This window comes from Ruegeria sp. AD11(2025) (assembly GCF_056542405.1).
The window spans coordinates 123,136-148,933 of sequence record NZ_JBQFZU010000009.1; the positions used below are offsets into that span (position 1 = coordinate 123,136).

Annotated in this window: 24 protein-coding genes, 1 tRNA gene and 1 pseudogene; 18 read left to right on the forward strand and 8 right to left on the reverse strand. The window is 58.0% G+C overall.

Annotation, left to right across the window (positions count from 1 at the left end; genetic code table 11):
* Nucleotide 1 precedes the first annotated feature (1 nt).
* From ACR1XY_RS11235 to ACR1XY_RS11245, 3 genes are read left to right on the forward strand one after another with little or no spacing between them, the layout of a single operon-like run.
* On the forward strand, nucleotides 2-1,060 hold the full coding sequence (locus ACR1XY_RS11235) for a LacI family DNA-binding transcriptional regulator (RefSeq protein ID WP_480593226.1): 1,059 nt from the start codon (nucleotides 2-4) through the stop codon (nucleotides 1,058-1,060).
* Between the two features lie 26 nt (nucleotides 1,061-1,086).
* Nucleotides 1,087-2,142: a sugar phosphate isomerase/epimerase family protein gene (locus ACR1XY_RS11240; protein ID WP_480593228.1), complete on the forward strand. Its 1,056-nt coding sequence runs from the start codon at nucleotides 1,087-1,089 to the stop codon at nucleotides 2,140-2,142.
* A gap of 47 nt (nucleotides 2,143-2,189) precedes the next feature.
* A complete protein-coding gene (locus ACR1XY_RS11245; protein ID WP_480593230.1) occupies nucleotides 2,190-3,296 on the forward strand; it encodes a Gfo/Idh/MocA family protein in 1,107 nt (368 codons plus the stop codon).
* A gap of 310 nt (nucleotides 3,297-3,606) precedes the next feature.
* On the opposite strand, the gene ACR1XY_RS11250 is transcribed toward ACR1XY_RS11245, so the two are convergent.
* Nucleotides 3,607-3,680: transfer RNA gene (locus tag ACR1XY_RS11250), tRNA-Cys, on the reverse strand.
* A 228-nt stretch (nucleotides 3,681-3,908) separates the two neighbouring features.
* On the opposite strand from ACR1XY_RS11250, the gene ACR1XY_RS11255 reads away from it, so the two are divergent.
* The 3 genes from ACR1XY_RS11255 to ACR1XY_RS11265 all read left to right on the forward strand — a co-directional run bounded on the left by ACR1XY_RS11255 (nucleotide 3,909) and on the right by ACR1XY_RS11265 (nucleotide 6,883).
* Nucleotides 3,909-4,562 carry a protein-L-isoaspartate O-methyltransferase family protein gene (locus ACR1XY_RS11255; RefSeq protein ID WP_480593232.1) on the forward strand — a complete coding sequence of 218 codons (654 nt, stop codon included), beginning with the start codon at nucleotides 3,909-3,911 and terminating at the stop codon, nucleotides 4,560-4,562.
* 96 nt (nucleotides 4,563-4,658) lie between these two features.
* On the forward strand, nucleotides 4,659-6,077 hold the full coding sequence (locus ACR1XY_RS11260; RefSeq protein ID WP_480593234.1) for a TolC family outer membrane protein: 1,419 nt from the start codon (nucleotides 4,659-4,661) through the stop codon (nucleotides 6,075-6,077).
* A 74-nt stretch (nucleotides 6,078-6,151) separates the two neighbouring features.
* A complete protein-coding gene (locus ACR1XY_RS11265) occupies nucleotides 6,152-6,883 on the forward strand; it encodes a hypothetical protein (protein WP_480593236.1) in 732 nt (243 codons plus the stop codon).
* 3 nt (nucleotides 6,884-6,886) lie between these two features.
* On the opposite strand, the gene ACR1XY_RS11270 is transcribed toward ACR1XY_RS11265, so the two are convergent.
* The gene (locus ACR1XY_RS11270) at nucleotides 6,887-8,344 is read right to left on the reverse strand and encodes a cobyric acid synthase (protein ID WP_480593238.1); all 1,458 of its coding nucleotides are present in this window, start codon (nucleotides 8,342-8,344) and stop codon (nucleotides 6,887-6,889) included.
* Nucleotides 8,345-8,404: 60 nt separating this feature from the next.
* Here ACR1XY_RS11270 and ACR1XY_RS11275 point away from each other — a divergent pair, with 60 nt between their 5' ends.
* Nucleotides 8,405-8,974 carry a cobalamin biosynthesis protein CobQ gene (locus tag ACR1XY_RS11275; RefSeq protein ID WP_480593241.1) on the forward strand — a complete coding sequence of 190 codons (570 nt, stop codon included), beginning with the start codon at nucleotides 8,405-8,407 and terminating at the stop codon, nucleotides 8,972-8,974.
* A 66-nt stretch (nucleotides 8,975-9,040) separates the two neighbouring features.
* Here ACR1XY_RS11275 and ACR1XY_RS11280 read toward each other — a convergent pair whose 3' ends face one another.
* Nucleotides 9,041-9,361, reverse strand: coding sequence for a DUF6280 family protein (locus ACR1XY_RS11280; protein WP_037310273.1), 321 nt, complete (start codon nucleotides 9,359-9,361; stop codon nucleotides 9,041-9,043).
* Nucleotides 9,362-9,579: 218 nt separating this feature from the next.
* Between ACR1XY_RS11280 and efp the strand changes: the two genes are divergently transcribed.
* Complete coding sequence (efp, locus tag ACR1XY_RS11285) at nucleotides 9,580-10,143, forward strand: elongation factor P (protein ID WP_170349189.1); 564 nt, start codon at nucleotides 9,580-9,582, stop codon at nucleotides 10,141-10,143.
* Between the two features lie 57 nt (nucleotides 10,144-10,200).
* Here efp and ACR1XY_RS11290 read toward each other — a convergent pair whose 3' ends face one another.
* Nucleotides 10,201-11,145, reverse strand: a complete 945-nt coding sequence (locus ACR1XY_RS11290) for an ABC transporter transmembrane domain-containing protein (RefSeq protein ID WP_480593243.1) — start codon at nucleotides 11,143-11,145, stop codon at nucleotides 10,201-10,203.
* Nucleotides 11,146-11,251: 106 nt separating this feature from the next.
* On the reverse strand, nucleotides 11,252-11,989 hold the full coding sequence (gene ygfZ / locus ACR1XY_RS11295; RefSeq protein WP_480593278.1) for a CAF17-like 4Fe-4S cluster assembly/insertion protein YgfZ: 738 nt from the start codon (nucleotides 11,987-11,989) through the stop codon (nucleotides 11,252-11,254).
* Nucleotides 11,990-12,062: 73 nt separating this feature from the next.
* Between ygfZ and ACR1XY_RS11300 the strand changes: the two genes are divergently transcribed.
* The gene (locus ACR1XY_RS11300) at nucleotides 12,063-12,737 is read left to right on the forward strand and encodes a TIGR04283 family arsenosugar biosynthesis glycosyltransferase (protein ID WP_480593245.1); all 675 of its coding nucleotides are present in this window, start codon (nucleotides 12,063-12,065) and stop codon (nucleotides 12,735-12,737) included.
* A 7-nt stretch (nucleotides 12,738-12,744) separates the two neighbouring features.
* On the opposite strand, the pseudogene ACR1XY_RS11305 reads toward ACR1XY_RS11300, so the two are convergent.
* Nucleotides 12,745-13,491 (reverse strand): annotated as a pseudogene (locus tag ACR1XY_RS11305) (hypothetical protein); the annotation flags it as partial.
* A gap of 66 nt (nucleotides 13,492-13,557) precedes the next feature.
* Nucleotides 13,558-14,427 (reverse strand): MurR/RpiR family transcriptional regulator, encoded by an 870-nt coding sequence (locus ACR1XY_RS11310; protein ID WP_480593247.1) that lies wholly within the window; start codon nucleotides 14,425-14,427, stop codon nucleotides 13,558-13,560.
* A gap of 154 nt (nucleotides 14,428-14,581) precedes the next feature.
* Here ACR1XY_RS11310 and ACR1XY_RS11315 point away from each other — a divergent pair, with 154 nt between their 5' ends.
* The 9 genes from ACR1XY_RS11315 to ACR1XY_RS11355 all read left to right on the forward strand — a co-directional run bounded on the left by ACR1XY_RS11315 (nucleotide 14,582) and on the right by ACR1XY_RS11355 (nucleotide 25,087).
* Nucleotides 14,582-15,337: an N-formylglutamate amidohydrolase gene (locus ACR1XY_RS11315; RefSeq protein WP_480593250.1), complete on the forward strand. Its 756-nt coding sequence runs from the start codon at nucleotides 14,582-14,584 to the stop codon at nucleotides 15,335-15,337.
* On the forward strand, nucleotides 15,334-15,918 hold the full coding sequence (locus tag ACR1XY_RS11320) for a TRAP transporter small permease subunit (protein ID WP_480593252.1): 585 nt from the start codon (nucleotides 15,334-15,336) through the stop codon (nucleotides 15,916-15,918). Before ACR1XY_RS11315 ends, ACR1XY_RS11320 begins: the two co-directional genes overlap by 4 nt.
* Nucleotides 15,915-17,234: a TRAP transporter large permease gene (locus ACR1XY_RS11325; protein ID WP_480593254.1), complete on the forward strand. Its 1,320-nt coding sequence runs from the start codon at nucleotides 15,915-15,917 to the stop codon at nucleotides 17,232-17,234. Before ACR1XY_RS11320 ends, ACR1XY_RS11325 begins: the two co-directional genes overlap by 4 nt.
* Nucleotides 17,235-17,285: 51 nt before the next feature.
* Entirely contained in the window at nucleotides 17,286-18,320 is a 1,035-nt protein-coding gene (locus ACR1XY_RS11330) for a TRAP transporter substrate-binding protein (RefSeq protein ID WP_480593256.1), read from the forward strand.
* 146 nt (nucleotides 18,321-18,466) lie between these two features.
* On the forward strand, nucleotides 18,467-20,152 hold the full coding sequence (locus ACR1XY_RS11335; protein WP_480593258.1) for a Na/Pi cotransporter family protein: 1,686 nt from the start codon (nucleotides 18,467-18,469) through the stop codon (nucleotides 20,150-20,152).
* A 57-nt stretch (nucleotides 20,153-20,209) separates the two neighbouring features.
* Nucleotides 20,210-21,571, forward strand: a complete 1,362-nt coding sequence (locus ACR1XY_RS11340; RefSeq protein ID WP_480593260.1) for a glutamine synthetase family protein — start codon at nucleotides 20,210-20,212, stop codon at nucleotides 21,569-21,571.
* A gap of 91 nt (nucleotides 21,572-21,662) precedes the next feature.
* Complete coding sequence (locus ACR1XY_RS11345) at nucleotides 21,663-23,045, forward strand: aldehyde dehydrogenase family protein (RefSeq protein WP_480593262.1); 1,383 nt, start codon at nucleotides 21,663-21,665, stop codon at nucleotides 23,043-23,045.
* 67 nt (nucleotides 23,046-23,112) lie between these two features.
* The gene (locus ACR1XY_RS11350) at nucleotides 23,113-24,258 is read left to right on the forward strand and encodes an iron-containing alcohol dehydrogenase (protein ID WP_480593264.1); all 1,146 of its coding nucleotides are present in this window, start codon (nucleotides 23,113-23,115) and stop codon (nucleotides 24,256-24,258) included.
* A 58-nt stretch (nucleotides 24,259-24,316) separates the two neighbouring features.
* Nucleotides 24,317-25,087 carry an alpha/beta hydrolase gene (locus tag ACR1XY_RS11355; RefSeq protein WP_480593266.1) on the forward strand — a complete coding sequence of 257 codons (771 nt, stop codon included), beginning with the start codon at nucleotides 24,317-24,319 and terminating at the stop codon, nucleotides 25,085-25,087.
* An 18-nt stretch (nucleotides 25,088-25,105) separates the two neighbouring features.
* Here ACR1XY_RS11355 and ACR1XY_RS11360 read toward each other — a convergent pair whose 3' ends face one another.
* Nucleotides 25,106-25,312: a hypothetical protein gene (locus ACR1XY_RS11360; RefSeq protein WP_480593268.1), complete on the reverse strand. Its 207-nt coding sequence runs from the start codon at nucleotides 25,310-25,312 to the stop codon at nucleotides 25,106-25,108.
* Between the last annotated feature and the right edge of the window lie 486 nt (nucleotides 25,313-25,798).

Consider the following 25,798-nt stretch of genomic DNA (forward strand, 5'->3'; position numbering starts at 1 on the left):
CGTGGAAGACCAAAAACAAAAACTAGAATTGGTGAAAAAGCCAACTGTCAATGACATCGCGCGTGTAGCGGGTGTTAGCCTGGCGACTGTTGACCGGGTCTTGAATAGACGCCCCGGCGTGCGGACCGTGACCGTTCAGAAAGTACAAAAGGCGATTGATGAGCTGGGGTATGTGCGCGACACGGCCGCGGCCAACCTAGCGCGAAACCGAGTTTACAACTTCCTCTTTGTTCTGCCGGACACGGATAACGAGTTTGTGGAGGCTATTAGCAGTCAGATCGCAGAGCAATCGCGTGATCAGTTTATTGAGCGGACTCGTATTTCGATAAAGAAGGTCGCTCCGTTTGAGCCACAAGATATCGTCAACATTTTGGACACTGTCGAAAGCTTAGACGTTGATGGAGTTGCCGTTTTCGGACCTGAAACGCCTTCTGTCCGCGATGCTGTAAAGAGGGTCAGGGACAAGGGTGTTCCGGTAGTTGCCTTGGTGTCTGACTTGCCAAGTTCTGAACGGGATCACTTTGTAGGAATCGATAATGTTTCGGCAGGACGGACAGCTGCTCAGTTGATGGGACGATTTGTACATCGCGAAGGTAAAGTTTTGGTCCTGACGGGCTCTCGTTTGGCACGTGATCACCTGGAACGGCGCCAGGGTTTTGATCTTGTTGTGGCTGAGGATTTTCCTCACCTCGAAGTCGTGGCGTCTGTCGAAGGCCGGGATGATCCGGATCTGATCTACACGATGATGCCTGAAATTTTTGAAACCTACCCGGATCTGGTCGGAATATACTCGTCAGCAGCAGGCAATGCTGGTCTGATTCAATTTCTGTCAGAGAACAAGTTTAGCAAAGATCTGGTGATCATCGCACATGAGCTTACTCCGCTAAGTCGTGAGGCGCTGAGGCTAGGCACATTTGACGCTCTAATCTCGCAAGACACCGGGCATATTGTTCGTTCTGCCGTCCGTCTGTTGCGCGCAACTTCGGACAAAGTTCCATTCAATAGAGCACAGGAACGTATCCGTATCGACATCTATCTGAAGGAAAATTTACCGCCTTAGCGGCATTGGTTTCGGGGAGGAAATCTATGAAAACGATCAAAGGTCCGGCTCTTTTTCTAGCGCAATTTGCGGGGGATGAAGCGCCGTTCAATTCATGGGACGCCATTACCAAATGGGCGGCTGATTGTGGATACAAAGGCGTTCAGGTTCCCAGTTGGGATGGCCGGTTGTTCGACTTAGAACAGGCCGCTTACAGCGCCGGTTATTGCGACGACTTCAAAGGCCAAGCCAAAGAGAATGGTGTCGAAGTCACTGAACTGTCAACGCACCTTCAGGGCCAGCTAGTGGCCGTTCATCCTGCCTATGACAGTGCGTTTGATGGATTCGCCGCTGAAAGTGTAAGAGGAAACCCGAAGGCCCGACAAGAATGGGCGGTAGACCAGGTAAAAAAAGCGCTATCAGCTTCGAAAAACCTGGGTATTTCAGCGCATGCGACATTCTCTGGCGCCTTGGCCTGGCCCTATGTTTATCCCTGGCCTCAGCGCCCTGCCGGCTTGATTGAAACGGCATTTGATGAGCTCGCTCGCCGTTGGGTGCCCATCCTGAATCACGCGGATGAATGCGGTGTCGATGTCTGCTATGAAATTCACCCCGGAGAGGATCTCCACGACGGTGTGACCTACGAGATGTTTCTCGAACGGACAGGCAATCACCCAAGGGCTTGCATGTTGTACGACCCGTCACACTACGTCCTGCAATGCCTCGATTACGTGGACAACATCGACATCTACAAGGATCGAATACGAATGTTCCATGTAAAAGATGCCGAGTTCAACCCAACCGGTCGGCAAGGAGTTTATTCTGGGTATCAAAGCTGGGTTGATCGAGCCGGTCGGTTCCGGTCACTTGGCGATGGTCAAGTGGATTTCGGGGCTGTCTTCTCAAAAATGGCGGCGAATGACTTTGATGGCTGGGCGGTTGTCGAATGGGAATGCTGTCTGAAACACCCAGAGGATGGAGCGCGTGAAGGCGCTCAGTTTGTGTCAGATCACATAATCCGTGTGACCGAGAAAGCCTTTGATGATTTCGCTGACGGTGGCGCAGACGAAGCCGCCAATCGCAAAATGCTGGGGATTGAGTGATGGTCACAGGACGCAGTGAAGAAACCTCAGGACGCATTCGGCTTGGCATGGTTGGCGGCGGAAACGACGCCTTCATCGGGGGTGTTCATCGCATAGCCGCGCGACTGGACGACAAGTTCGAGCTGGTCGCCGGTGCTTTGTCTTCGACGCCAGAGAAATCTCTTGAAAGTGGTCAGGCAGTGGGGCTCGAGCGGGTTTATGAAGACTTCAAACAAATGGCGATAAGGGAAGCCCGGCTGAAATCTGGGATCGAGGCGGTCTCAATTGTCACGCCAAATCACGTTCACTTTGCAGCCGCACGCGAGTTCCTGAAGCGCGGTATTCATGTGATTTGTGACAAACCACTCACCTCGACCCTTGCCGATGCAAAAAAGCTGGTCAAAGCAGCAGAAAGCGCGAATGCCCTATTCATTTTGACCCACAATTACACGGGCTATCCGATGGTTCGGCAGGCGCGCGAAATGGTTGCCAACGGAGACATTGGCAAAATCCGAGTGGTTCAGGTTGAATACCCGCAGGACTGGCTGACCGAGCAGCAGGATTTCAAACAGGCTGAGTGGCGAACCGATCCCGAACGCTCGGGCGCGGGTGGATCAACCGGTGACATCGGAACCCACGCATACAACCTTGCCTGCTTTGTAACCGGGCTGAAGGCGGACAGCTTGGCGGCGGACTTGCAGGCCTTTGTGCCGGGGCGCAAAGTCGATGACAACGCGCACGTGTTGCTTCGCTTCGAAGGCGGAGCGCGGGGTATGCTGTGGTCTTCTCAGGTGGCTCCCGGCAATGAAAACGCACTTCGATTGCGCGTCTATGGCGAAAAAGGTGGGCTGGAGTGGGCCCAGGAAGACCCCAATTACCTATGGTTTACGCCCTACAACGAACCAAAGCGTCTGATCACCCGAAATGGAGCTGGTGCTGGTAATGCTGCTAGTCGTTTGAGCCGAGTTCCTCCCGGTCATCCCGAAGGATATCTGGAGGGTTTTGCGAACATCTATGGAGAAGCAGCTGCAGCCATCCAAGCTTTCCGAGATGGTTTTTCACCTGACGCTTCGGTTGTCTATCCAACGGTCCTTGACGGGCTTAATGGAGTTAAGTTTGTAGCTGCATGCGTGCAAAGCTCTTCAAGAAATGCGGCCTGGGTCAAGTTAGACTAAAATCTGGACCTGAGAGGGGAGCAGGCTTCTTGCAAGTTCATGTCAGAAGAACTTGGGTTGGTCTTTCAGATTAACTTTGCGTGAGAGGGGCAGGGCAGTTGCATAGCCACCAGTCCAGTGCGGGCAGCGGGTACGTAGCGATATTCCTACAGATGTCCGCTTTTCCTCAATAGAAGAAGGGATAGGCCACCGGAAGTAATAAACACCGTGTCTTGAAAGGCTTAGGTGGGATGATTGCACCATTGTAGGTGTGTCCCACTTTGTGTCATACCCGAGCACTACAGGGTTTAGTCAATGATTTAGAATTAAATGGAGGCGAGTACCGGAATCGAACCGGTGTACACGGATTTGCAATCCGCTGCGTCACCACTCCGCCAACTCGCCTTTTCAAGCAAAATCAAATACTTGCCGTGGTGTGGCAGGCGTTTTAACACCTTTCGTCAGGGGCGTCCAGTGGGTTGATTGCAAAAATCCGTTCCCATGTGGTGCGACATGGCGCGGTGCGACACCAAGTTCCTGCGATCCGGCCAAATTTTCAACGCGACAGCCGTTGCCGGTTTCGTCTGAATATGGCACAAGCCGGACATACTTGGGACTAACATGAGCGATCCAATGACAGATTTCGCAACTCGGCGCCGTACGATGGTTGATACGCAGGTCCGACCCTCGGATGTCACGAAATTCCCTATCATTGACGCAATGTTGACCGTCCAGAGAGAGAACTTTGTACCGGATTCTCAGCGCGAGGCCGCCTATGCCGAGGGTGTGATCGATCTGGGGAACGGGCGTTGCCTGCTGGAGCCGCGGACGCTGGCCAAGATGCTGGACGTGCTGAATATCTCGAATGATGAAATTGTTTTGGATATTGCCCCCGCAATGGGATATTCCACCGCAGTAGCGGCACGCATGGCGCAACTGGTCGTGGCCGTGGAAGAGGACGAAGCCCTTGCCACAGAGGCGCAGACGATCCTGATGGAGGCGGAGGCCGACAACGCGATCGTACATGTCGGCCCGCTGGCACAGGGCGCCACCGAGCATGGCCCGTATGACGTGATTATGATTCAAGGTGGCGTCGAGCAGGTGCCAGAGGCGCTGATCGTACAACTCAAGGATCACGGGCGCATTGCCTGCCTGTTTGTGGAAGGAAAGCTTGGCACCGTTCGGATCGGGCACAAATCCGGGGGACGAGTGACCTGGCGCCATGCCTTCAATGCCAACGCCCCAGTTTTACAGGCATTTTGTGCGGAGTGTGCATTTTCGCTATAATTCTTTCTCATATTTTTCTGTTGCCTTGATTAGTTGAAAACAAACGCGCAAACTACGGTCAGGGCAGCGTAATTTTGGTTTGAGAAGGATTTCGTTATGCGTTCATGGACGGGGGGCAAGTTTGTAAAGGCATTGGCATTGACCGCGGGAATCGCGTTGAGTGCCGTGCCGGGACGCGCGGTCTGGGCTGATAACCTGACTGATGCGTTTATTGGGGCTTACAACACGAGCGGCTTGCTGGAACAGAACCGCGCGTTGCTGCGTGCGGCTGATGAAGACGTCGCAATCGCATTGTCGGCGCTGCGCCCGATCATAAACTGGGCAGTGGAGGTCAGTCAGGACTATACGCGCAATTCTACAGATCTGGGCGTGGTCAGGAATGAACCGACTAACTTTTTTACCGGACTCACGCTGAGTCAATTGATCTATGATGGCGGCTTCTCGGTTTTGGGTAAGCAGTCGGCGCAGGAAACGGTTCTGGCAACACGTCAGACCCTGTTGGACGTCGAACAGCAGGTCCTGTTCCGCGGTGTGAACGCCTATTTGGGCGTGTTGCTGCAGGAAGAAACAGTGCAAATCCGTCTGAACAACGTCGATGTGTCGGCCGAGGAATTGCGGGCCTCGCAGGACCGCTTTGATGTGGGTGAGGTGACTCGTACGGACGTCGCGCTGTCCCAGGCGCAGTTGGCCAGCTCGCAAGCGGACCTTGCGGTCGCGCGTGGTAACCTGAGCATTGCGCAGGCGGAATATGTCAACGCAGTTGGTAAAGCCCCCGGGCGCACAGCCGGTCAGCCGAGCCTGCCGAATCTGCCGCGATCCGAGGGTGAAGCTGTCAGCCTGGCGCAGCGTAACCATCCGGCCATTCAGGCAGCTCAGCACCAGGTGCGTGCGCTTGACCTGGTCGTGCAGCAGCAGCGTGCCAATCTTGGTCCGAATGTCAGGCTGAACGCTGATGCAGGTATCCGCGAAAGCTATGACAACGATGACAGCCTCGAAGATGCAACCATCGCGCTGCGCTTAGAACAGCCGATCTACGCTGGTGGCCGACTGGCTGCCACGGTCCGCCGGGCAATGGCGACACGGGATGCGTCGCGCGCCAACCTTTTGAACGTGCAGAAGGACATCACCCAAGGGGTGGCTGACGCTTATGCTGCATTTCAGGCGGCGACTGCCAGCCTGAGGGCATCGACCGAACGGGTCCGCGCCTCGCAGGTTGCGTTTGATGGTATCCGGGAAGAGGCGACACTGGGTGCGCGGACAACTCTTGACGTGCTGAACGCTCAGCAGGATCTGCTGGACGCACAATTGGCCGAGGTCGCATCGCGCACCGAACGGTCCCGTGCGGCATACCAGTTGCTGCAGGCGCAAGGTCTGCTCACGGCGGAGCGTCTGGGTCTGGCTGTGCAAATCTATGATCCGACACTCTACTACAACCTGGTGAAGAAGGCTCCGGCGCAGGTCAGCCGGCAAAGCAGGGATCTGGATCGGGTCCTCAAAGCGTTGCGTCGCGACTAAGGGCCAATACTACCTGTTGTGAGGTCCGGTTTGTTTAGCTACACTCGATCCTGAGGATAGAGCGGTAGAGAACAATGACGGATAAAGTCGTAAAAGCGGGAATCGAGGACGTCCTGTCCTCGATTAAGCGTCTGGTCACCGAAGAAGACCGAAAAACGCCGGGAGTCCTGGCGTCGTCCCTTTCAAGAAAACCTGGCAGACTGGTTCTGACCGACGCGTTGCGGGTCAATGAACCGGTGACGATTGAGCAGCTTCAGCCTGAGAAAAAGGAATCGGCCTACAAGGCGGAAGATTCCGTCAAGCCGATGCTTCTGCGGGCTTGCGATATTGTCAAACACGCCGAACCTGCTGTCGAACAGCAAGCAAACACCGAGGCTGAGGATGGCCTTGCCGGTAGCCTGAGTGCCAAGATCGAAGCGCTGGAAGCCGCGATTGCCCGGACCGAGGACCAGTGGGAGCCGGACGGTGAAAGCGACGACGCCTATTCCGGCACACCGAACAAGCCGCTTGCCTGGAACGCCCGGGCTGAAACCAACGAAGCCGGGAAAGGCGGTGCCGAAGCTGAGAGGGTCGAGCCCACGGCAACCTTTATCCGCGATCCGAAAACTGCAGCCTCTGCCACGCCGCATGCACCCGAGGCGCAACCAGAATCATTGACGATGGACGCAGATGCGCTTCGGGCACTGATTGCTCAGGTTGTTCGGGAAGAGCTGCAAGGCGTTCTGGGTCAGCGCATCACCCGCAATGTCCGTAAGATGGTGCGGCGCGAGATTTACCGGGCGCTGGCCGAGCGGGAACTGGACTAGGCCTTAGGGCCTTTTTGGCGCCCGGGCCAGGTCCAGCAGACGATCCAGATCCATGTGACGCTCCAGATGGTCCGCCAGCGCGTTCAGCGTTTCCTCAACCCCATCCTCATATGACAAATCTGAGGTCGCGCCCAACTGCCGCAGATAGCGGGCGCGAAAAAGATCGGACGAGAAAATACCGTGCAGATAGCTGCCCCGAATACGACCGGTCTTGTCAACGGCGCCCTCTGGTCGGTTATCAATCTCAAGCCAGGCGCGTTCGCAATCGGGGCCTTCGGTTCGTCCCATGTGTATCTCGTAGCCGGTGAGCGGCTCGTTCTCGGGGACGGTACACGCGGTGCGCAGGGTGACCTGTTTTTTGCCTGCCATGGTGGTGGCCACATCTAACAGCCCCAGCCCCTCGACAGTGCCTGGGCGGCCATCCACGCCTTCGGGATCGGCGATGGTCTTGCCAAGCATCTGATAGCCGCCACATAAGCCCAACACATGGCCGCCCCGGCGGACATGGGCATAGAGGTCGATATCCCAACCCTGTGCCCGGAAATAGAATAGATCCCCAATGGTGGATTTGCTGCCCGGCAGCAGCACAAGATCGGCATCGCCGGGCAGGGGGCGTCCGGCCGAGATGATTTCGACCGTGACGCCGGGTTCGGCTGACAGCGGATCTAGATCGTCGAAATTGGCCATCCTCTCCAGTTGCGGAACCACGACCTTGCAGGCGCCCCCGCTGTGGGACCGGATGTCCATCATGTCCTCGGCGGGCAGTTTCCAGGCGTCATGAAACCAGGGAACAACGCCCAGGCACGGCCAGCCTGTACGCGCGGCAATGTCATCGCGCCCTTCGTCGAACAGCGAGACATCGCCCTTGAATCGGTTGACGGCAAAGCCTCGGATCATTTCCAGATCGCCTGTGTCCAGAACTGCTTGCGTGCCCACGATCTGAGCGATCACACCGCCGCGGTGGATATCTCCCACCAGAACAACCGGCACCTCTGCGGCACAGGCAAAGCCCATATTGGCGATGTCGCCCTTGCGCAGGTTGGTCTCGGCCGGGCTGCCTGCACCCTCGATCAGCACCAGATCGGCGTCGTCGCACAGCCGGTCAAAGCTCTCAAGCGCGGCACTCAGCAATTTGGATTTGTCCTTGCGATAGTCCCCCGCTTTCATTGTGCCGGAGCGCTGGCCTTGAACGATGATCTGGGCACCGGTATCAGTTTCCGGCTTTAGCAGGATTGGGTTCATGTCAGTGTGGGTCGGTCGCATCGCGGCGCGTGCCTGCAGGGCCTGCGCGCGGCCAATCTCGCCTCCGTTTTCCGTCACGGCGGCATTATTTGACATGTTCTGCGGCTTGAATGGAGCTACTTTCAGCCCCCGCCGCGTGTAAGCGCGCGCCAGCCCGGCGACCAAAACCGATTTTCCGACATTGCTGCCGGTGCCCTGAATCATGATGGCGCGAACCATAGCCGTCTCCTATACGTTGGCGCGCAGATGACCTGATTTGAGCCTAAAGGGAAAGCCCGGATGAACACGCCCGCGCATCTTTTGATCGGTGCCGCCGCCTTTGCGCGACCTGCGCGCGGGCGCATCCTTTGGGCTGCAGTGCTGGGGTCCTTACTGCCTGATCTGTCGCTCTATGTAATGGCGAGCGTGTCATTGTTCGTTCTGGGTATTCCCGAGCAGGTGGTGTTCGATCAGCTCTACTTTTCATCTGCCTGGCAGACGGTATTTGCCATCGACAACTCGTTTATCCTATGGGGGCTGGCGCTGGTGCTCGGTCTTTGGTGCGGTTGGCGGGATTTGACGGTTGCCGCGTCCGCTGGTCTTTTGCACCTGGCGATGGATTTCCTGCTGCACGCAGGTGACGGGCGGCCTCAGTTCTGGCCGCTTAGTGATTGGGTCTTTCACAGTCCGGTCAGCTATTGGGACAGCGCCCACCATGCCCTTTGGGTTGCACCGATCTCGGTGTTGATTTGCGCAGGGGCCTATGCTGTGCTGTGGAGCAGGGGTCTGTCCCTGTCCGCGAAACTGTTCTTTTCCGCCCTGTTGGCGGCTGAAATCTGGGTCGCCCGCCAGTGGTTGCTTTTCTTTTGACAGGGGAATAGAAAAACGCGCCCCGGAAGTACGGAAGCGCGTTTTTTCCTTCAGAAGTCGACTGATTTATGCGGCTTCTGCCTGCTGAGCGGCATTGCGGCGCTCGCTTTCTTCACGCGATAGTGCGACCGAGGTACGCACGCCACGACCAACGAACTCCATCAGTCCGCTGACAACCCGTTCGTTCGGGTCAATACCCGCGCAGGACAGCACTTCGCGACCATCGCGCGAACGCGCCCAGCGGGCGATTTGTTCGGGGCCATTGCCATATTTCTTGTCATCGGCGATAGCGTCATCAAGTGCAGCCAACACAACGGCCGCGAAAAGTTTGCGTGCACGATTGCCTTGCTCATTGTTAAAGGCAGTGCCGTCAACGAAATCTCTCATCTCGTTATCCTTGTTGTTCTTGCTCTTGCATTTTCGGCGTGACGGTTCTTATGACCTATTCGACGTGATTCGGATACAGCTAAAATGCATAGTTGCGTTGCGTCATGTGCATGGCTCGCTGCATGTGCAGCACTAGGTCTCGTTGTCTTGTCAGGTGGTGTCCTGCCAGATATAGGGACGGGAACTGACGCATCAACCGTTTGTGAAGGATTTATGTCATGCCCAAGATAAATGGGAACGAAATTCGCCCCGGCAACGTGCTTGAGCATAACGACGGTCTGTGGGCTGCTGTTAAGGTCGACCATGTAAAGCCCGGTAAAGGTGGTGCTTTTGCGCAAGTCGAGCTGCGTAACCTGCGCAATGGATCAAAATTGAACGAGCGTTTCCGTTCCGCGGACAAGGTTGAGCGTGTGCGCCTGGAGCAGAAAGATCAGCAGTTCCTGTACGAATCTGATGGCATGCTGGTGTTCATGGATTCAGAGACCTATGAGCAGATCGAACTGCCCGCCGAACTGCTTGGCGAACGCCGCCCGTTTCTGCAGGACGGCATGACCATCGTGGTCGAATTCTATGAAAGTGAGGCACTAAACGCCACGCTGCCCCAAAAAGTGACCTGCAAGATTGTCGAAACCGAGCCGGTAGTTAAAGGTCAGACCGCTGCGAACTCGTTCAAACCGGCGATTCTGGACAATGGTGTCAAGGTCATGGTGCCGCCGTTCATCGGTCAGGATGAGATGATCGTGGTGAACACCGAAAGCATGGAGTATTCCGAACGCGCGTAAACCCTCGTCCGTTGGAAACAGTAAAAGACCGTGCAGGCACCCGCCGCGCGGTCTTTATTATTGCCGGCTTTTCAGATAGCGATAGCGTTCCGGGTTTGGGCCGAAGAGTTCCATCATCAACTCGTATTTGATGCGGTTAGCGCTGACCTGCCGGTAAAAGGCGATCAGAAAGGCGGTTGGGCCCTGAATGCGACTGAGGCCGCTGGTGGCCGCGACCACTGTGCCGACATCTGTTTTTCCGTTCAGAACCAGATAACCGCCCAGCATCAGAACGCCGACCGTACCCGCGCCGTTGATGACGCTCAGCAGAAATTTTGCCGATAGTTTCCACAGGAACATGCGGCGCCGGGTTTCAAAGATATCGTCGAACTGGGCGTCTATGTCACGGGCCACATCGTTGATATCTTCGATCGTCAGCTTGTCGGTGGCGTTGCGCAGAATGCGAACACGCTCCGCCACAAAGATGTTCACCTTGCGCTGTGAGATCAGCACGATGATGATCTGCGGTACGATCATGGAAAAGGCGATCATGCCCAAGCCGGGCTGGGTTGACGAGATATAGCCGATCACGCTGATTAGCGTGCCGATCTGCACCACCGGGTCCGAGAACGCGCCACCGGCGAACTTGCCCAGCTCTTCAGCCTCGGCAGAGATGGCTGTGGTCATCGTGCCCTTGCGCACCGTCTCACCCGTTTCTCTTATGTCCGATGCACGGACCAGAAGCCGCTGGCGGATCATGCGGATCATGTCCTCGCCCAGAGTGCCTGCGCGAAAGCCCAGCAACCATTTCAGGGCGAGGCTTAGCAGGATGACCGACATCATGCCTGTGCCCAGATAGATCAGCCGTTCCGTGCTGATATCATCAGATGTGAGGTGGTTGATAATGTCCCGCTGAAACTCCAGCGGGACCGCGGCCAGACCCGCGATGGCGAGGGACAGGATAATAAGGATAATCTGCCGCCCGGCGCTGGCGCGCCAGATCGCTCGGTACAATTTGAACATATGCTCATCCGGGTCTTTGAACTTGCACCAGATTGGCAGCGCCAATGGCCTAGTTCAAACCGTGCCGGGCCGCTTGGCAGTTCAGCCGTGCCGGTTTGGCAACATGTTACGTCGTCAAAGTGACCGTGGCCCCGTCGGCCTGCATGTCTTCGGTAGCGCGATCAAAGCGCAGATAGGCAATCCCCTGTCCATTCGACTGGGTGAATAACGAGCCTGCCGGTTTGCCGCCGGATGTGATTTCCGTCCCGACAGGGGCCGCGCCTTCAACCCGGACTCTGCGCAACCCTTTGCGCAGTTCGGTCTTGTGCTTCATCCGCGCGGTGACTTCCTGCCCGACATAGCAGCCCTTTTTGAAATCGACGCCGTGCAGCGCTTCGAACCCGGATTCGAGGATATAGCTGTCGGGCGTGAGTTCGATGCCGGTTTCGGGGATGCAGTGCTGCACACGGATGGCGTCCCAGTCGGTGCCGTCGTCGGTTTCAGCCTCGGGCGTATAGTCACGCCAGCCCATATCCGCGTGGCGCGGGTCGGGCAGGGCACCCTCGGGCGCCGGACCCGTGCCGCGTTGCAGGTTCAGGCCGCTGTTCTCGATCGCAACATCGGCGCGCAGTTTGTACATGCCCAGCCGTTTGACGAATCCGTCGGCGATGTCTTCAGAGACGTCCAACAGAACCGCGTCACCATCGCGCTTTAGAAAGAAATCCGCCAGAAACTTGCCCTGAGGGGTCAGCAACGCCGCATAAACCAGTCCAGTGTCCAGCCCGGCAATGTCATTAGTCACCAGCCCTTGCAGGAAGTTGTCGGTGTCCGAGCCGCTAAGGCGCAGAATACGGCGATTGGGCATCGGGTGGTCCTCGTCATTTCCCTTGGCCCCGTGATATAGGAGTTCCCGCCGCCATGACCAGAGGATATCCGCCTTGCCAGCACCGATCAGCATCGTTATCCCGACCTTGAACGCGGGCGAGGCTCTGTCGGAAACCTTGCCAGCGCTGATGGAGGGTCTGCACACCGGTCTGATCCGCGAGTTGATCGTCACCGATGGCGGCTCGACCGACCTGACCCTTGAAATCGTTGATGAGGCCGGGGCCGAGATCGTCTCCGGTGCCCCGTCACGCGGCGGGCAGTTGCGGCGAGGCTGCGCGGCGGCCAAGGGGGATTGGCTGTTGGTTCTGCACGCCGATACAGTGCTGCAGGAGGGGTGGAGCAAAGAGGTGGGTGAACACCTTGCCACTGGCAAACCGGCGGCTTTTCGTTTGGCCTTCGGAGCAAAAGGGTTTTGGCCTGCTTGGGTCGCAGGTTGGGCCAATCTGCGCAGCCGGCTGTTTGGCCTGCCGTATGGCGATCAGGGGATTCTTCTGCCGCGCCTTATGTACGAAAAGGCCGGAGGCTACCCCGATCAACCGCTAATGGAGGACGTGGCATTGGCACGCGCCGTGCCCCGCATTACTTTGTTGACGACACGCGCGGTTACGAGTGCGGACCGCTATGTACAGGTGGGGTGGCTGCGTCGGGGCGCGCGGAATCTGTGGACTCTGACCCGGTATTTTCTTGGGGCCGATCCGGAGCAGTTGGCGCAGGCGTATCGGCGGTAAGGGTCGTTCGCAGCTCGACCACGGATTTACCCAGACGGAAGGGTGCGGCAAAGCTGACCAGACACAGGGCAATGATCTGCAGCACCAGAATATGGGCGTTGGCCTGAAGATACTCCCACTCGTCTTTCAGCTTGCCGACTTGTTCGACCAGATCATCATAGCTTTGGGCCAGGATCAGGTAGTCCCCGGCAATCGCGGGCACCTTGCGGCGCATACTGTCGATGGCGGTCTGAGTTTTGTCGTCCAGCGTGGTGAAGACCAGAAACTGGTCGATATTGAACGCGTCTGCCTTGGCTGCCATCTGGTCTATCTCGTCCTTTTCCTGCCGCCCAAACAGGAATTGCAGCCCTTGCAACGGGGCGACCTCATTGGTCACAGCGATGAACAGGGGCAGGTCGGCATTGCTGGCGGTTGAGGCGGACAGGAACTCGACCCTGTCACACAACACAGCGGTGTCCGGGTCATAGGCCGGATCGCAGAACCGCAACCTGAACCGAGCAGCGTCGCGGTCAAAAGCCAGCGTGGCCGCATAGGCCACGTCGATCTGCCGGTCCAATCGCGAGCTGTCTGAGGTGTAAAGACCGGCCAGAACCGCCACCAGCGCCCCGATACCACCCAGAACGACCCAGACCAGATCCGCCAGTTTCCACGCCCGGTGCCCTGCCGGCTTGCGAAACAGAAACGCGGTGCCAATCGATCCGATCAGAAAGAACAGGATCAGCAGCGGCAACTGGTTTTCGGTTACAAAAGTCATGACCCCAAAGTGACCACCTGCCAGCGTGCTGGCAACACTCCTCACGCGCAGTTGTTCCGTTTTCGCTTAAGAGCCTGAGCTTTGACCGAACTTCCGGAACAGCTTGGTGCGGTCGAAGGCTTGTTCAAGCTCGGCGGTGCGGTCCTTGACCGAGTTCCACAGGCGTTCCTGCACCTCGGCGATTACGCATTCCATCAGGACCATGAGCGCCGCCATCGAATCCCACGCCGATGGGACAGCGATGCGTGCGGCAAAGGTATGTTTGGCCAGTCTGTGAATGGGGGAACGCCATTGATCGGTGAACAGGACGATCTCGGCCTGACGCTCCTGACAGAGTTGCCCGATCAGCATGGTCGAGTTCTCATAGCGCCGCACATCCAGCGCGATGAGCACGTCATCCTTGCGAACATCCAGCAAATCATGGGTCCAAGATGCCGCAAAGGGCAGCATCCGCACATCGGGGCGGATCATCTGCATGTGCAGATAGAGGTACTGGGCCAGCGCGCCGGTGATGCGGCCTCCGGTAATGAAAATACGCCGGTTGGGATCACAGAGCAGAGTACAGAAGCGGTCGAACTCTGCCGGGTCGACCTCATCAATAGTGCGTTTCTGGTTGGCCAACGCCTGCTGGGAATAGCGGTTCAGGATATGCCCCTCGGGCAGATCGTTCTGCCAGACATCGCGCTTGGCTGCGGGTCCCGAGATCATCTCCTTGACCTCACCCCGCAGGGCCGTCTGAAACTGCGGATAGCCACCAAACCCGGTCTTTTGCAGCATCCGAGCGACGGTTGTGGTCGAGACCGAGGCCGCGCTGGCCAGTTCGGTAATGCTGCCAAGACCGGCCATAGGGTAGTCATCCAGCAGGACGCTTATCAGTTGCCTTTCAGACGGGGTCATTTCGTCTCGATGGGCCAGCAGCCTGTCTGTTACCCGCACCTGTGGGTCCTCCTGCGTCAGAAATGGCGGCCTGTGCAGAATTTTTCAGCACAACCTGCTCTGTTTAAATTTGTACAGGAAAAATATTGACAGGTGAATGCATCGTGTGGAAATTTTTCCACAAACTACTTTCACGGAATCGCAGGGCAGCACATTGGACTTCGGAACAGTTGTTCATACAGACGCAGCGGATGGCGCACCTTCGGTGTTGCTAGTGTGCGAGCACGCCTCGAACCGTATTCCAGCGTTTTTGGGGGACATGGGTCTGACGGCTGAGGCTCGGGAAAGCCACATCGCTTGGGACCCCGGCGCTTTGGCTGTCGCGCAGCAGATGGCGGGATTGATGTCCGCGCCGTTAGTTCGCGGCGGCATCTCCCGTCTGGTCTACGACTGTAACCGCCCGCCCGAAGCCGCAGGCGCCATGCCGGTCAAAAGTGAACACTATGACATTCCCGCGAATGCCCGGATGACGCTGAAGGAGCGTCAAACACGGGTCGAGAATATCTATCTTCCCTTCACGCAGGCTGTGTCGGGACAAATTGAGCAACACCGCCCGTCGTTGAACCTGTTGGTGACGGTGCACAGTTTCACCCCAGTCTACCATGGCCTCCAACGTTCGGTTGAGCTGGGCATCCTGCACGGTCGCGACGACCGCTTTGCCTTGGCGATGATGGGGGCGGTTCCCGCGCAGCCATCTTTTGAGACGCGTCTGAACGAACCGTATTCCGCCAAAGATGGGGTGGCCCACACGTTGGATGTGCAGGCTTATCCAAATGGATTGCTGAACGTAATGATCGAGATTCGAAATGATCTGATCGGAATGCCACAGCAGCAGCAGGCCATGGCTGAACACCTGGCGCTGTGGATCGACCGCACTCTTGCCGGGTTTGGCGAAGGGGGTGCTGTGTGATCAAGGCGATGGCGTCATATGTACGGGTAGTTGATGCGATCAACTACCGGATTGGCCGGGTGATGATGTGGGGGCTGTTCGTGATGATGGGGATCCTGTTGTGGTCCTCGATCTCGAAAACGTTTTTTCTGCCATCGCGTTGGACGCTGGAAATGGCGCAGTTTGCGATGGTGACCTATTACATCGTCGGCGGACCATATTCGATCCAGCTGGGCTCGAACGTGCGGATGGACCTGTTCTATCACAACTGGAGCCCGCTTAAGAAAGCATGGTTCGACGCCTTCACCGTGCTGTTGCTGATCCTGTACCTGGGTGTGCTGCTCTATGGCGGGCTGGGATCGACAGCGTACAGTCTTGGCTATTGGGGGGATGAGCCGGTCTCATATTTCGTAGGTCTGGTGACCGGCAGTGAAGAGATCGGACGTCTGGAGCGGTCCTCGACCGCGTGGCGACCTTACATCTGGCCGATCAAGGCCATCATGGTGTTCGGCTTTTTCCTGATGTTGCTGCAGGCTATTTCGGAATTCTTCAAAGACATAGCCCGGATCAACGGGCAGGAAATCGGGGTGAGCCGGGCATGAGCCAGGAATTTATCGCCATCTTCATGTTCGCGCTAATGATGCTGATGCTGTTCACCGGCCAGCGCGTCTTTGGCGCGATCGGTGCGGTTGCCACTATCGCCGCGTTGGCGCTGTGGGGAACGGGCGGGCAGGATATCACGTTCTCGGCCGCGATGAAGCTGATGAAGTGGTACCCGCTACTGACGCTGCCGATGTTCATTTTCATGGGCTACGTGCTGAGTGAAAGCCGTCTGGCTGATGATCTTTATCGCATGTTCCACGTGTGGATGGGGCCGGTGAATGGAGGCTTGGCGATTGGTACCATCGGGCTGATGGTGCTGGTTTCGGCCATGAACGGCCTGAGCGTTGCCGGGATGGCTATCGGTGCAACCATCGCGCTGCCGGAACTTCTGCGGCGTGGTTATGACAAGACGATGGTGACCGGGGTCATTCAGGCGGGATCAAGTCTCGGCATTCTCGTGCCGCCGTCTGTGGTGCTTGTACTTTATGCGATGATCGCGCGGCAGCCAGTCGGGCAGTTGTGGTTGGCAGGTATCCTGCCGGGTCTGCTGATGGCAGGTCTCTTCATCCTTTATATCTGGATTCGCTGCCGCATTCAGCCGGAACTCGGCCCTGCAATGGAAGACGCCCACGAGGTGCCGTGGTCCGAGAAAATCCGGTTGCTGGGGGCCGGGGCGCTACCGCTGATCATCTTTGCTGCTATGATGGTGCCGTTTGTGAACGGTTGGACCTCGCTGGTGGAAAGCTCGGCCATAGGGGCGCTGACGGCATTGGTCGTCTCAGTGCTCAAACGCCGGATGACGTGGAAGATATTCGAGGATTGCACGAAGCAGACGCTGGCGATCTCCTGCATGTTCATGTGGATCATCCTCGCCGCGCTGGGCTTTGGTGCCGTGTTCGACGGATTGGGCGCGGTGAAGGCCATCGAGAACCTGTTCACCGAACAACTGGGCCTGTCGCCCTGGATGATCCTGGTGCTGATGCAGCTCAGCTTTATTGTCATGGGCACCTTTCTGGATGACACCGCGATGCTGGTGATCGTGGCGCCGCTTTATGTGCCCTTGGTTGGTGCGCTGGGTTTTGACCTGATCTGGTACGGGGTGCTGTATACGATCACCACGCAGATCGCCTATATGACGCCGCCTTTCGGCTACAACCTGTTCCTGATGCGCGCGATGGCACCGCCTGAGATCGGGCTGAAGGACATCTACCAATCGATCATTCCGTTTGTCGGTGTGATGGTGCTGGCCCTGATTATTATAATGGCATTTCCGGAAATCGCGCTTTGGCTGCCCGGTTATGTTTATGGGAATTAACAAGAATGCCCGCAGAATGGGCACGCAAACTTCAACGGAGAGGAAATTGACATGACGACAAGACGTAAGTTTCTGAAGACCGCCGGGGTGGGCGTCGCCGCCGCACCGCTGGCCACGCCCGCGCTGGCGCAGGGCACGATAACATGGCGGATGCAGACCTATGCAGGGCCCGCGCTGGCCGAACACGTAATCGATCCGGCGATCAAGATGTTCAACCAGATCGCTGGCGACCGGATGCAGATCGAGCTTTTCTATTCCGACCAGCTGGTCCCGACCGGAGAGCTGTTCCGCGCCATGCAGAAAGGCACGATCGATGCTGTACAGTCGGACGATGACTCGATGGCCTCGCCCACCGAAGTTACCGTTTTCGGTGGATACTTCCCCTTTGCCTCGCGCTATTCGCTGGACGTGCCGGTCCTGTTCAACCAGTGGGGCCTGAACGAGATCTGGGACGAGGAATACTCGAAGGTCGGCGTGAAACACATCAGCGCCGGTGCTTGGGACCCATGCCACTTTGCCACCAAGGACCCGATCAACAGCCTCGCGGACCTGCAGGGTAAGCGCGTCTTTACCTTCCCGACGGCGGGCCGGTTCCTGTCGCAATTCGGCGTCGTGCCCGTCACCCTGCCGTGGGAAGACATCGAGGTCGCGGTGCAAACGGGCGAGTTGGACGGTATCGCATGGTCGGGCATCACCGAGGATTACACCGTTGGGTGGGCTGATGTGACAAATTACTTCCTGACCAACAACATCTCGGGTGCCTGGGCAGGTCACTTCTTTGCCAATATGGACCGCTGGAACGAATTGCCCGAGGACCTGCAGACCCTGTTCAAGGTTTGCTGCGACCAGTCGCACTACTATCGTCAGTGGTGGTATTGGGGCGGAGAGGCCAATCTTCGTGTGAACGGCACCAAGATGCAGCTGACCACCATCCCGGACGAGGAGTGGGCAACGGTCGAGGAAGCTGCGGTCAAGTTCTGGGATGAAATCGCTGCCGAGTCCGAAACCAAGGCGAAGGTTGTGGATATCTTCAAGCGCTATAATGCCGAAATGCTCAAGGCCGGACGGCCCTATCGCTACAGCTAAATGACGCAATTCCGGCGCGTTAGCGGTAGCACGCGCCGGAATTGGACCACAGGAAACGATACTGCGAATGTTAGCATCCGTTCAAAAGCAGATAATAAAACACCGGGCGCCCGACTGTGCGACCCGGGCCAGCGGAGTGTGAACAGATGGCTATCGCAGGGTTCTTGATCGAGATTTTCGCAGCAACGATGTTGCTGCTGTTTGCCGTGCGGTTGGTGCGCACGGGGATCGAACGGCGTTTTGGTGCACTGTTTCAGTCGATCTTGACGCGCCACTCGAACACTTTTGTTGCAGGCGGAGCTGGCATGGTTCTGGCTACGATCCTGCAAAGCTCGGCCGCAGTAACAGTTCTGCTGACCGGATTTGCCGCGGCGGGGATGGTGAGCTTTGGCCTTGCGCTGGCCGGGGTGCTGGGCGCCGATCTGGGTGCGGCCCTTGTCATTCAGGTGCTGTCTTACGATCTGGGGTGGTTGCAACCGGTGCTGCTGGCGCTGGGCGGGTGGCTCTACCTCAAGTCCGACAGGGCCAATGTGCGGCTGATCGGGCGGATCGTTCTGGGCATCGCCTTCATTCTGGTTTCACTGCAGTTTCTGCGCGATGCGGTCGATCCGATCCGGGAAAGCGCCTTTTTGCCAGCCATCGCAGGTTATCTGGAAAGCGATTACTTCAGCGCCTTCATCGTGGGTGCGGTCCTGGCTTTTGTCATGCATAGCTCGGTCGCGACGATCCTGATGTGTGTGACGCTGGTCCAGATCGGAGCCATCCCTTTTGCCGCCGGGCTCTCGCTGGTGCTGGGCGCTAACCTGGGTTCGGCCTTTATTCCGATCTGGCTGACGCGTGACATGACCATCACGGCTCGGCGCATCCCGTGGGCCAACCTGCTTCTGCGGGGCAGCGCGGCGTTGCTGATGCTGATCGCGGTCAACGTCAGCGGCACGCATGAGGCGTTGATGATTGCCGGGGCAGGGCAGTCGCTGATCCTGGCCCATATCGGGTTCAACCTGACTGTTTTTGTGCTGGCCACCGGTTTTGTGAATTGGATGGAACGCCCGATGGCCTTGCTGCTGCCGGAATCGAAAGTCGAGGCAAACGCGATGGATCAGTTCACAGACGCGCTCAGCCCGCTGGGCGATCCCAGCGCATCTCGTGCAAGCGTCGCGATGTCTTCGGTCCGGCATGAACTGTTGCAGATGGTCACGCAGGTCGAACGTATGTTTCGCCCAGTGTTGGATATCTATGAACAGGACGACAGCGACGCCATCTCGGCCCTGTGGCAGCAGGATGAGAGGGTGAACGCGCAACTCACCGAAATCCGCCGCTTTGTCGCGCGCATGCCGCGCCAGAACATGAGCAAGGCGCAGATCAAAGCGGCGCGCGGTCTGGTGGAATACGCGATCCGGCTTGAAGCGGCAGGCGACGTGGTTTCGAACCGCATGACCCGCACGGCGCAGATTAAACACACCGAGCGTACCGAGTTTTCGACGCAGGGCTGGAAGGAACTGAAGGATCTGCACGCGGCAATTCTGGAGAGCTTCTCTCTGGCCCGACACGTGCTGCTGGTCGATGACATGGACTGCGCCCGCCGGTTGGTGTTGGACAAGGCCGAGGTCAAACGGATGTCGCGCCACAGCCGCAAGGCACATCTGAAACGGCTTGAGCGGGGGCAGACCGAGAGCTTCCAGTCCAGCGATCTGCATCTTGAAACGCTGCGTGCCATGCGCGAGCTGCACGGACATGTCGCCGCCGTAGCCTATCCGATCCTCTACAAGAGCGGGCAGGTTCTGGAGACGCGTCTGGTGATGGAAATGGAAAAGAACGCGGCCGACGATTAAGGGCCGTGAAAGGGAGCACGAGACCGAGGTCTCGGAGGGTGACAAAGGAAGAACGGGATGGGCAATGAAGGGCGTTTGGACGACCTGAAAGTCAAGGTTGACGCAGGCGAGGTGGATACTGTGCTGGTCTGCATGGTCGACATGCAGGGGCGTTTGATGGGTAAACGGTTCCACGCCGGACATTTCGTGGCGGGCGCTTGGCAAGAAACCCATTGTTGCAACTACCTGCTGGCCACCGATCTTGAGATGGCAACCCCGGACGGCTATGCGGCGACCAGTTGGGAGCGAGGCTATGGTGACTATGTCATGAAGCCGGACCTCAGTACTCTGCGCCCGGTGCCGTGGCTGGAAGGCACCGCGATGGTGATGTGTGACGTGTTGGACCATCACACACACAAAGAAGTGCCCCATGCGCCGCGCTCGATCCTGAAGAAGCAGGTCAGCCGCTTGAAGGCCATGGGCTATGACGCGATGTGCGCGACCGAGCTGGAGTTTTTTCTGTTCGAGAAGAGCTTTGACCAGATCCGCAAGGAAGGCTTCCGTGATCTGGAGCCGATCTCGGGTTACAATGAAGACTATCACATCCTGCAGACCACCAAGGAAGAGCATGTGATGCGCCCGATACGCAATCATCTGTGGAATGCGGGTATTCCGGTTGAAAACTCAAAGGGTGAGGCCGAAACCGGGCAGGAAGAGCTGAACATAAAATACGCTGGTGCGATGGAGACGGCCGAGTACCACTCGATCGCCAAGAACGCGGTGAAGGAGATCGCCTGGCAGCATGGCCACGCGGCGACCTTCCTGCCGAAATGGCATCATGACAAGGTGGGCAGTTCCTCGCACGTGCACCAGTCGCTGTGGGCGGACGGCAAGCCTGCGTTCTATAACGCAGAGGATGAGCTGGGCATGTCGGCTGTTATGAAAAGCTATATGGCGGGCCTGCTGAAATACGCTGCCGACTACACCTATTTCATGGCGCCCTACATCAACAGCTACAAGCGGTTCATGAAGGGCACCTTCGCGCCAACGCGGATCATTTGGTCGGTGGACAACCGCACCGCAGGGTTCCGCCTGTGCGGGGATGGGACCAAGGCAGTCCGGGTCGAGTGCCGGATTCCCGGATCGGACATGAACCCCTATCTTGCTATGGCCGGGATGCTGGCTGCAGGGATTGCCGGCATCGAAGAGGGGCTGGAATTGCAACCACCAACCACGGGTGATGTCTATCAGGGCGACACGGGCATGATCCCCGGCAACCTGCGCGCGGCACGGGAGGCGCTGCTTAGCTCGGCGATGTTGCGGGCTGCGATGGGCGATGAGGTTGTCGATCACTACGCACGGGCGGCAGAGGTCGAGATCGAGGAGTTCGAGCGTGTGGTGACGGATTGGGAAATCGCTCGCGGGTTCGAGCGGGCTTAGAGGGCTGGCTGGGGGCTCTGCCCCCAGACCCCCGAGATATTTTTGGCCAGATGAAGCAGGGGATCCTGTTTCCTTCGGAAATGGAGTGGATATGGGGCAGATATTGAAATGTGTCTCACCGATTGATGGATCGGTTTTTGCGGAGCGGGAGGTGTTGTCTCGGGACGCGGCGTTTGAGGTTGCAAGCCGGGCGCGTGCGGCGCAGTCGGTTTGGGCGGCGCGGCCATTGCAGGAGAGAATTGATCTTGTGATGGCGGGCGTGGCCGCAGTGGGAGCGATGAACGACGAGATCGTCCCCGAACTGGCGCATATGATGGGCCGCCCGATACGCTATGGCGGAGAGTTCGGCGGGTTCAACGAGCGCGCCAGCCATATGGCTGAGATTGCCGAGGCTTCGCTGGTCGATATCGCGGTGGGCGAGGATGAGACATTCAAGCGCTATATCAAGCGCATCCCTCATGGGGTTGTGTTTGTGGTGGCGCCTTGGAATTACCCCTACATGACCGCGATCAACACGGTGGCTCCGGCGCTGATTGCAGGCAATACGGTGATCCTGAAACACGCCACGCAAACCCTGCTGGTGGGCGAGCGGATGGCGCAAGCCTTCCATTCGGCAGGTGTGCCAGAGGACGTCTTCCAGAACGTGTTCCTGAGCCACGACGTGACCAATGATCTGATCGCAGGCAATGCGTTCGATTTCGTGAACTTCACCGGATCGGTCGGCGGCGGTCAGGCGATGGAGCGCGCTGCGGCAGGCACGTTTACCGGCGTTGGGACCGAGTTGGGCGGCAAGGACCCCGGCTATGTTATGGATGACGCCGATCTGGACGCCGCCGTGGATACGCTGATCGACGGGGCCATGTTCAACTCGGGTCAGTGCTGCTGCGGGATCGAGCGGATTTACGTTCACGAAAGCCTCTATGACGATTTCGTCGCCAAGGCAGTTGAAGTCGTGAAGGGATACAAACTGGGCAACCCTTTGGACGCTGAGACGACGATCGGCCCGATGGCCAATGTTCGGTTTGCCGACGAGGTGCGTGCGCAGATTGCCGAGGCTGTCGAGGCCGGGGCCGTCGCCCAAATCGACACGTTCCCCGAGGATGATGGCGGTGCCTATCTGACGCCGCAGATCCTGACCAATGTGACCCATGAAATGCGTGTGATGCGGGATGAGAGCTTTGGTCCGGTCGTGGGTATCACGAAAGTGTCCTCGGACGAGGAAGCCATCGCGTTGATGAATGACAGCGAGTTTGGTCTGACCGCAAGCCTTTGGACCCGTGATGTGGACCGTGCCGCGCGGGTAGGTGATCAGGTCGAGACCGGCACCGTGTTTATGAACCGCGCCGACTACCTTGACCCCGGTCTCTGCTGGACCGGTTGCAAGAACACCGGGCGCGGCGGCGGTTTGTCCGTCATCGGCTATCACAACCTGACACGTCCCAAATCCTACCACCTGAAAAAGGTCACGGGCTAAGGACACTGGCCTGCTCTGGACAGACCCCCTCGCCAGAGCAGGCCTAAAATTACAAAGGAAACCTGACATGTCACTCGTTGGAAACTGGTCCTACCCGACCGCGATCAAGTTTGGTGCTGGCCGTATCAAGGAACTGCCCGAAGCCTGCGCAGCAGTCGGGATGAAGCGTCCCTTGTTGGTCACTGACAAAGGCCTGGCCGATCTGCCGATCACTACGGCGACACTGGGCATAATGGAAACCGCCGGTCTGGGCCGGGGATTGTTCAGCGACGTGGACCCGAACCCGAATGAAAAGAACCTCGACGCGGGTGTCGCGGCCTATAAGGCTGGCGGCCACGATGGGGTGATCGCGTTCGGTGGCGGCTCGGGGCTGGATTTGGGCAAGATGGTTGCTTTCATGGCCGGTCAGACGCGCCCCGTCTGGGATTTCGAGGATATCGGCGATTGGTGGACCCGAGCGGACGCCGATGCCATCGCCCCGATTATCGCGGTGCCGACCACCGCCGGCACCGGGTCAGAGGTGGGCCGCGCCAGCGTCATCACCAATTCCGAAACGCATGCAAAGAAGATCATATTCCACCCCAAGGTGTTGCCGACCGTGGTGATTTGCGATCCGGAACTGACAGTGGGGATGCCCAAATTCATTACGGCAGGTACCGGTCTGGATGCGTTCGCGCACTGTGTCGAGGCGTTCTCCAGCCCTCATTACCATCCAATGAGCCAGGGTATCGCGCTGGAGGGGATGCGTCTGGTCATGGAGTACCTGCCGCGTGCCTATGCAGACGGAACTGACATCGAAGCGCGCGCTCAGATGATGAGCGCGGCGGCAATGGGCGCGACCGCGTTCCAGAAAGGTCTCGGCGCGATCCACGCGATGAGCCACCCCGTCGGTGCGCATTTCAATACCCATCACGGCACCACAAACGCGGTCTGTATGCCCTCGGTGCTGGATTTCAACGCCCCCGCCATCGCGGACCGGTTCCAGTCCGCAGCCGCCTATCTGAACATCAACGGCGGCTTCGACGGCTTCCGCGCCTTTGTGCAAGGGTTCAACGACTCGCTCGGCATCCCGCGCAAACTGTCCGATCTGGGCGTGACCGAGGCATCAATCCCCGAACTGGTCAAAGGCGCGATCATCGACCCGTCCTGCGGCGGCAACCCGATCGAACTGACCGAAGACAACCTCACCACGCTGTTCAAAGCCGCACTGTAACAGGCTTGCCGAACGTATCCCTCACCTCTCATACTGATCGGAGGTGAGGGAGATTTTCATGACCAAAGAGATTGTACTGATCCACGGGGCCTTTGCCGGGCCGTGGTGTATGGAAGATTACGCACGCTTCTTCCGCGACCGCGGCTGGACGGTGCACACCCCGGCGCTGCGCTATCATGGCGGCGACCCCAAGGCCGAACCCGATCCCGGCCTGACCGATACCAGCGTCATGGATTACGCCAATGACATCGCGGAATTCGTGCAGGGGCTGGACAGCAAACCCGTTCTTCTCGGCCATGCCATTGCGGCGGTGGTGGCGCAGCAAGTGGCCTCGCGTGGGTTGACCAGCGCCATTGTTCTGATCAACCCGAACGCCGCATGGGGGACGTTGCCGGAAACCGATGACGAACGCGCCATCCCGCGCGCTTTGATGGAGGGCGGGGCGTTCTGGAAACAGCCGATGCGGGTCGAGTTCGACCTGATGGCCCCCTTTGCGCTGAACAAGATGCCTGAGGCACAGCAGCACGCGGTGTTTGACCGGCTGGGCGCCGAAAGCGGGCGGGTGATGTTCGAGATGTTCTTCTGGATGTTCGACGACCACCACGCGATGAAGGTTGATATCGACAAGGTCGACTGCCCGGTACTGGTCGTTTCAGGCACCGAGGATCGGGCGGTGAACCCCAACACCTGCCGTGCATTGGCCGATCTGTACGGAGACCGCGCGACCTTCATGCCCGTCGAAAATCACGCGCATTTCCTGTTCATGGAGCCCGGCTGGGAAAAGCCCGCCGCGCAGATCGCGGACTGGCTGGAGGAGAAGGTGGGCTAGGGCGCCCACCCCAAACGGTTAGTTGTTGGTCGAAAATGTACTCTGCGGTTTCCATTTCAGGGTGCCGTCACTGTCGCGATGACAGCGCAGCAGGCGTTCTTGCACCGTACTGACCGTGCTGGTGACGGTGTTGTCGCCGACCAGCAGAACAAAGGCGTCCTCGGAATAGGTCAGGCCCTTGTAGTAACAGAACCGGGACTCGGCCGTCAGGTATCGGCGATGCAAGGCTGAGCGTCTGCTGCGCAGGGGCTTGCGTGGCCAGCAGGGCAAAGGCCAACCCAAGGGGTAGTGATTTCATGTCGTCCTCCCGTTCGAAATCAGTGTTCGTAAAAAATGGGTCTTGGACGCTCGGAACCTCAAATGTCGTTCTTGAATGACGGTTTGAGGGTAAGTGTGAACGGGATCAACGGGTTAGGCAAGGGGAGTATTGGTTGGCCGGTTGCAGAAAGGTCCCGCACAATCCACCCAATGCTTGATACAAAGCATTAAGCACACTCTCGACCTGCCACCTCCACGGGAGGGGCGCGTGGGTTGTGACTGCGTAGGATGGGTGCTCGCACCCATCCCTAAGCTCGCTACGGTTACTAAAAACTATACGGCGTCCCGATGGTCTTCGGGCGTTAGGCTCAGGACCCATTGATTTCCGTATAGCGGCGTGATTCACGGTTCGAAAACGAGCGGTGAACATGTCTGATCTTTTCTGGCTTACAG

Excerpts from the sequence above, each read along its gene's own strand:
- ACR1XY_RS11350 (WP_480593264.1), top strand. The coding sequence starts at position 23,113 with ATGTCACTCGTTGGAAACTGGTCCTACCCGACCGCGATCAAGTTTGGT.
- ACR1XY_RS11355 (WP_480593266.1), top strand. The coding sequence starts at position 24,317 with ATGACCAAAGAGATTGTACTGATCCACGGGGCCTTTGCCGGGCCGTGG.
- ygfZ (WP_480593278.1), bottom strand. The coding sequence starts at position 11,989 with ATGCCCAATCGCCGTATTCTGCGCCTTAGCGGCTCGGACACCGACAAC.
- ACR1XY_RS11265 (WP_480593236.1), top strand. The coding sequence starts at position 6,152 with ATGACGGATAAAGTCGTAAAAGCGGGAATCGAGGACGTCCTGTCCTCG.
- ACR1XY_RS11240 (WP_480593228.1), top strand. The coding sequence starts at position 1,087 with ATGAAAACGATCAAAGGTCCGGCTCTTTTTCTAGCGCAATTTGCGGGG.
- ACR1XY_RS11290 (WP_480593243.1), bottom strand. The coding sequence starts at position 11,145 with ATGTTCAAATTGTACCGAGCGATCTGGCGCGCCAGCGCCGGGCGGCAG.
- ACR1XY_RS11245 (WP_480593230.1), top strand. The coding sequence starts at position 2,190 with ATGGTTGGCGGCGGAAACGACGCCTTCATCGGGGGTGTTCATCGCATA.
- efp (WP_170349189.1), top strand. The coding sequence starts at position 9,580 with ATGCCCAAGATAAATGGGAACGAAATTCGCCCCGGCAACGTGCTTGAG.
- ACR1XY_RS11280 (WP_037310273.1), bottom strand. The coding sequence starts at position 9,361 with ATGAGAGATTTCGTTGACGGCACTGCCTTTAACAATGAGCAAGGCAAT.
- ACR1XY_RS11335 (WP_480593258.1), top strand. The coding sequence starts at position 18,467 with ATGGCTATCGCAGGGTTCTTGATCGAGATTTTCGCAGCAACGATGTTG.
- ACR1XY_RS11260 (WP_480593234.1), top strand. The coding sequence starts at position 4,659 with ATGCGTTCATGGACGGGGGGCAAGTTTGTAAAGGCATTGGCATTGACC.
- ACR1XY_RS11340 (WP_480593260.1), top strand. The coding sequence starts at position 20,210 with ATGGGCAATGAAGGGCGTTTGGACGACCTGAAAGTCAAGGTTGACGCA.
- ACR1XY_RS11270 (WP_480593238.1), bottom strand. The coding sequence starts at position 8,344 with ATGGTTCGCGCCATCATGATTCAGGGCACCGGCAGCAATGTCGGAAAA.
- ACR1XY_RS11345 (WP_480593262.1), top strand. The coding sequence starts at position 21,663 with ATGGGGCAGATATTGAAATGTGTCTCACCGATTGATGGATCGGTTTTT.
- ACR1XY_RS11325 (WP_480593254.1), top strand. The coding sequence starts at position 15,915 with ATGAGCCAGGAATTTATCGCCATCTTCATGTTCGCGCTAATGATGCTG.
- ACR1XY_RS11275 (WP_480593241.1), top strand. The coding sequence starts at position 8,405 with ATGAACACGCCCGCGCATCTTTTGATCGGTGCCGCCGCCTTTGCGCGA.
- ACR1XY_RS11330 (WP_480593256.1), top strand. The coding sequence starts at position 17,286 with ATGACGACAAGACGTAAGTTTCTGAAGACCGCCGGGGTGGGCGTCGCC.
- ACR1XY_RS11255 (WP_480593232.1), top strand. The coding sequence starts at position 3,909 with ATGACAGATTTCGCAACTCGGCGCCGTACGATGGTTGATACGCAGGTC.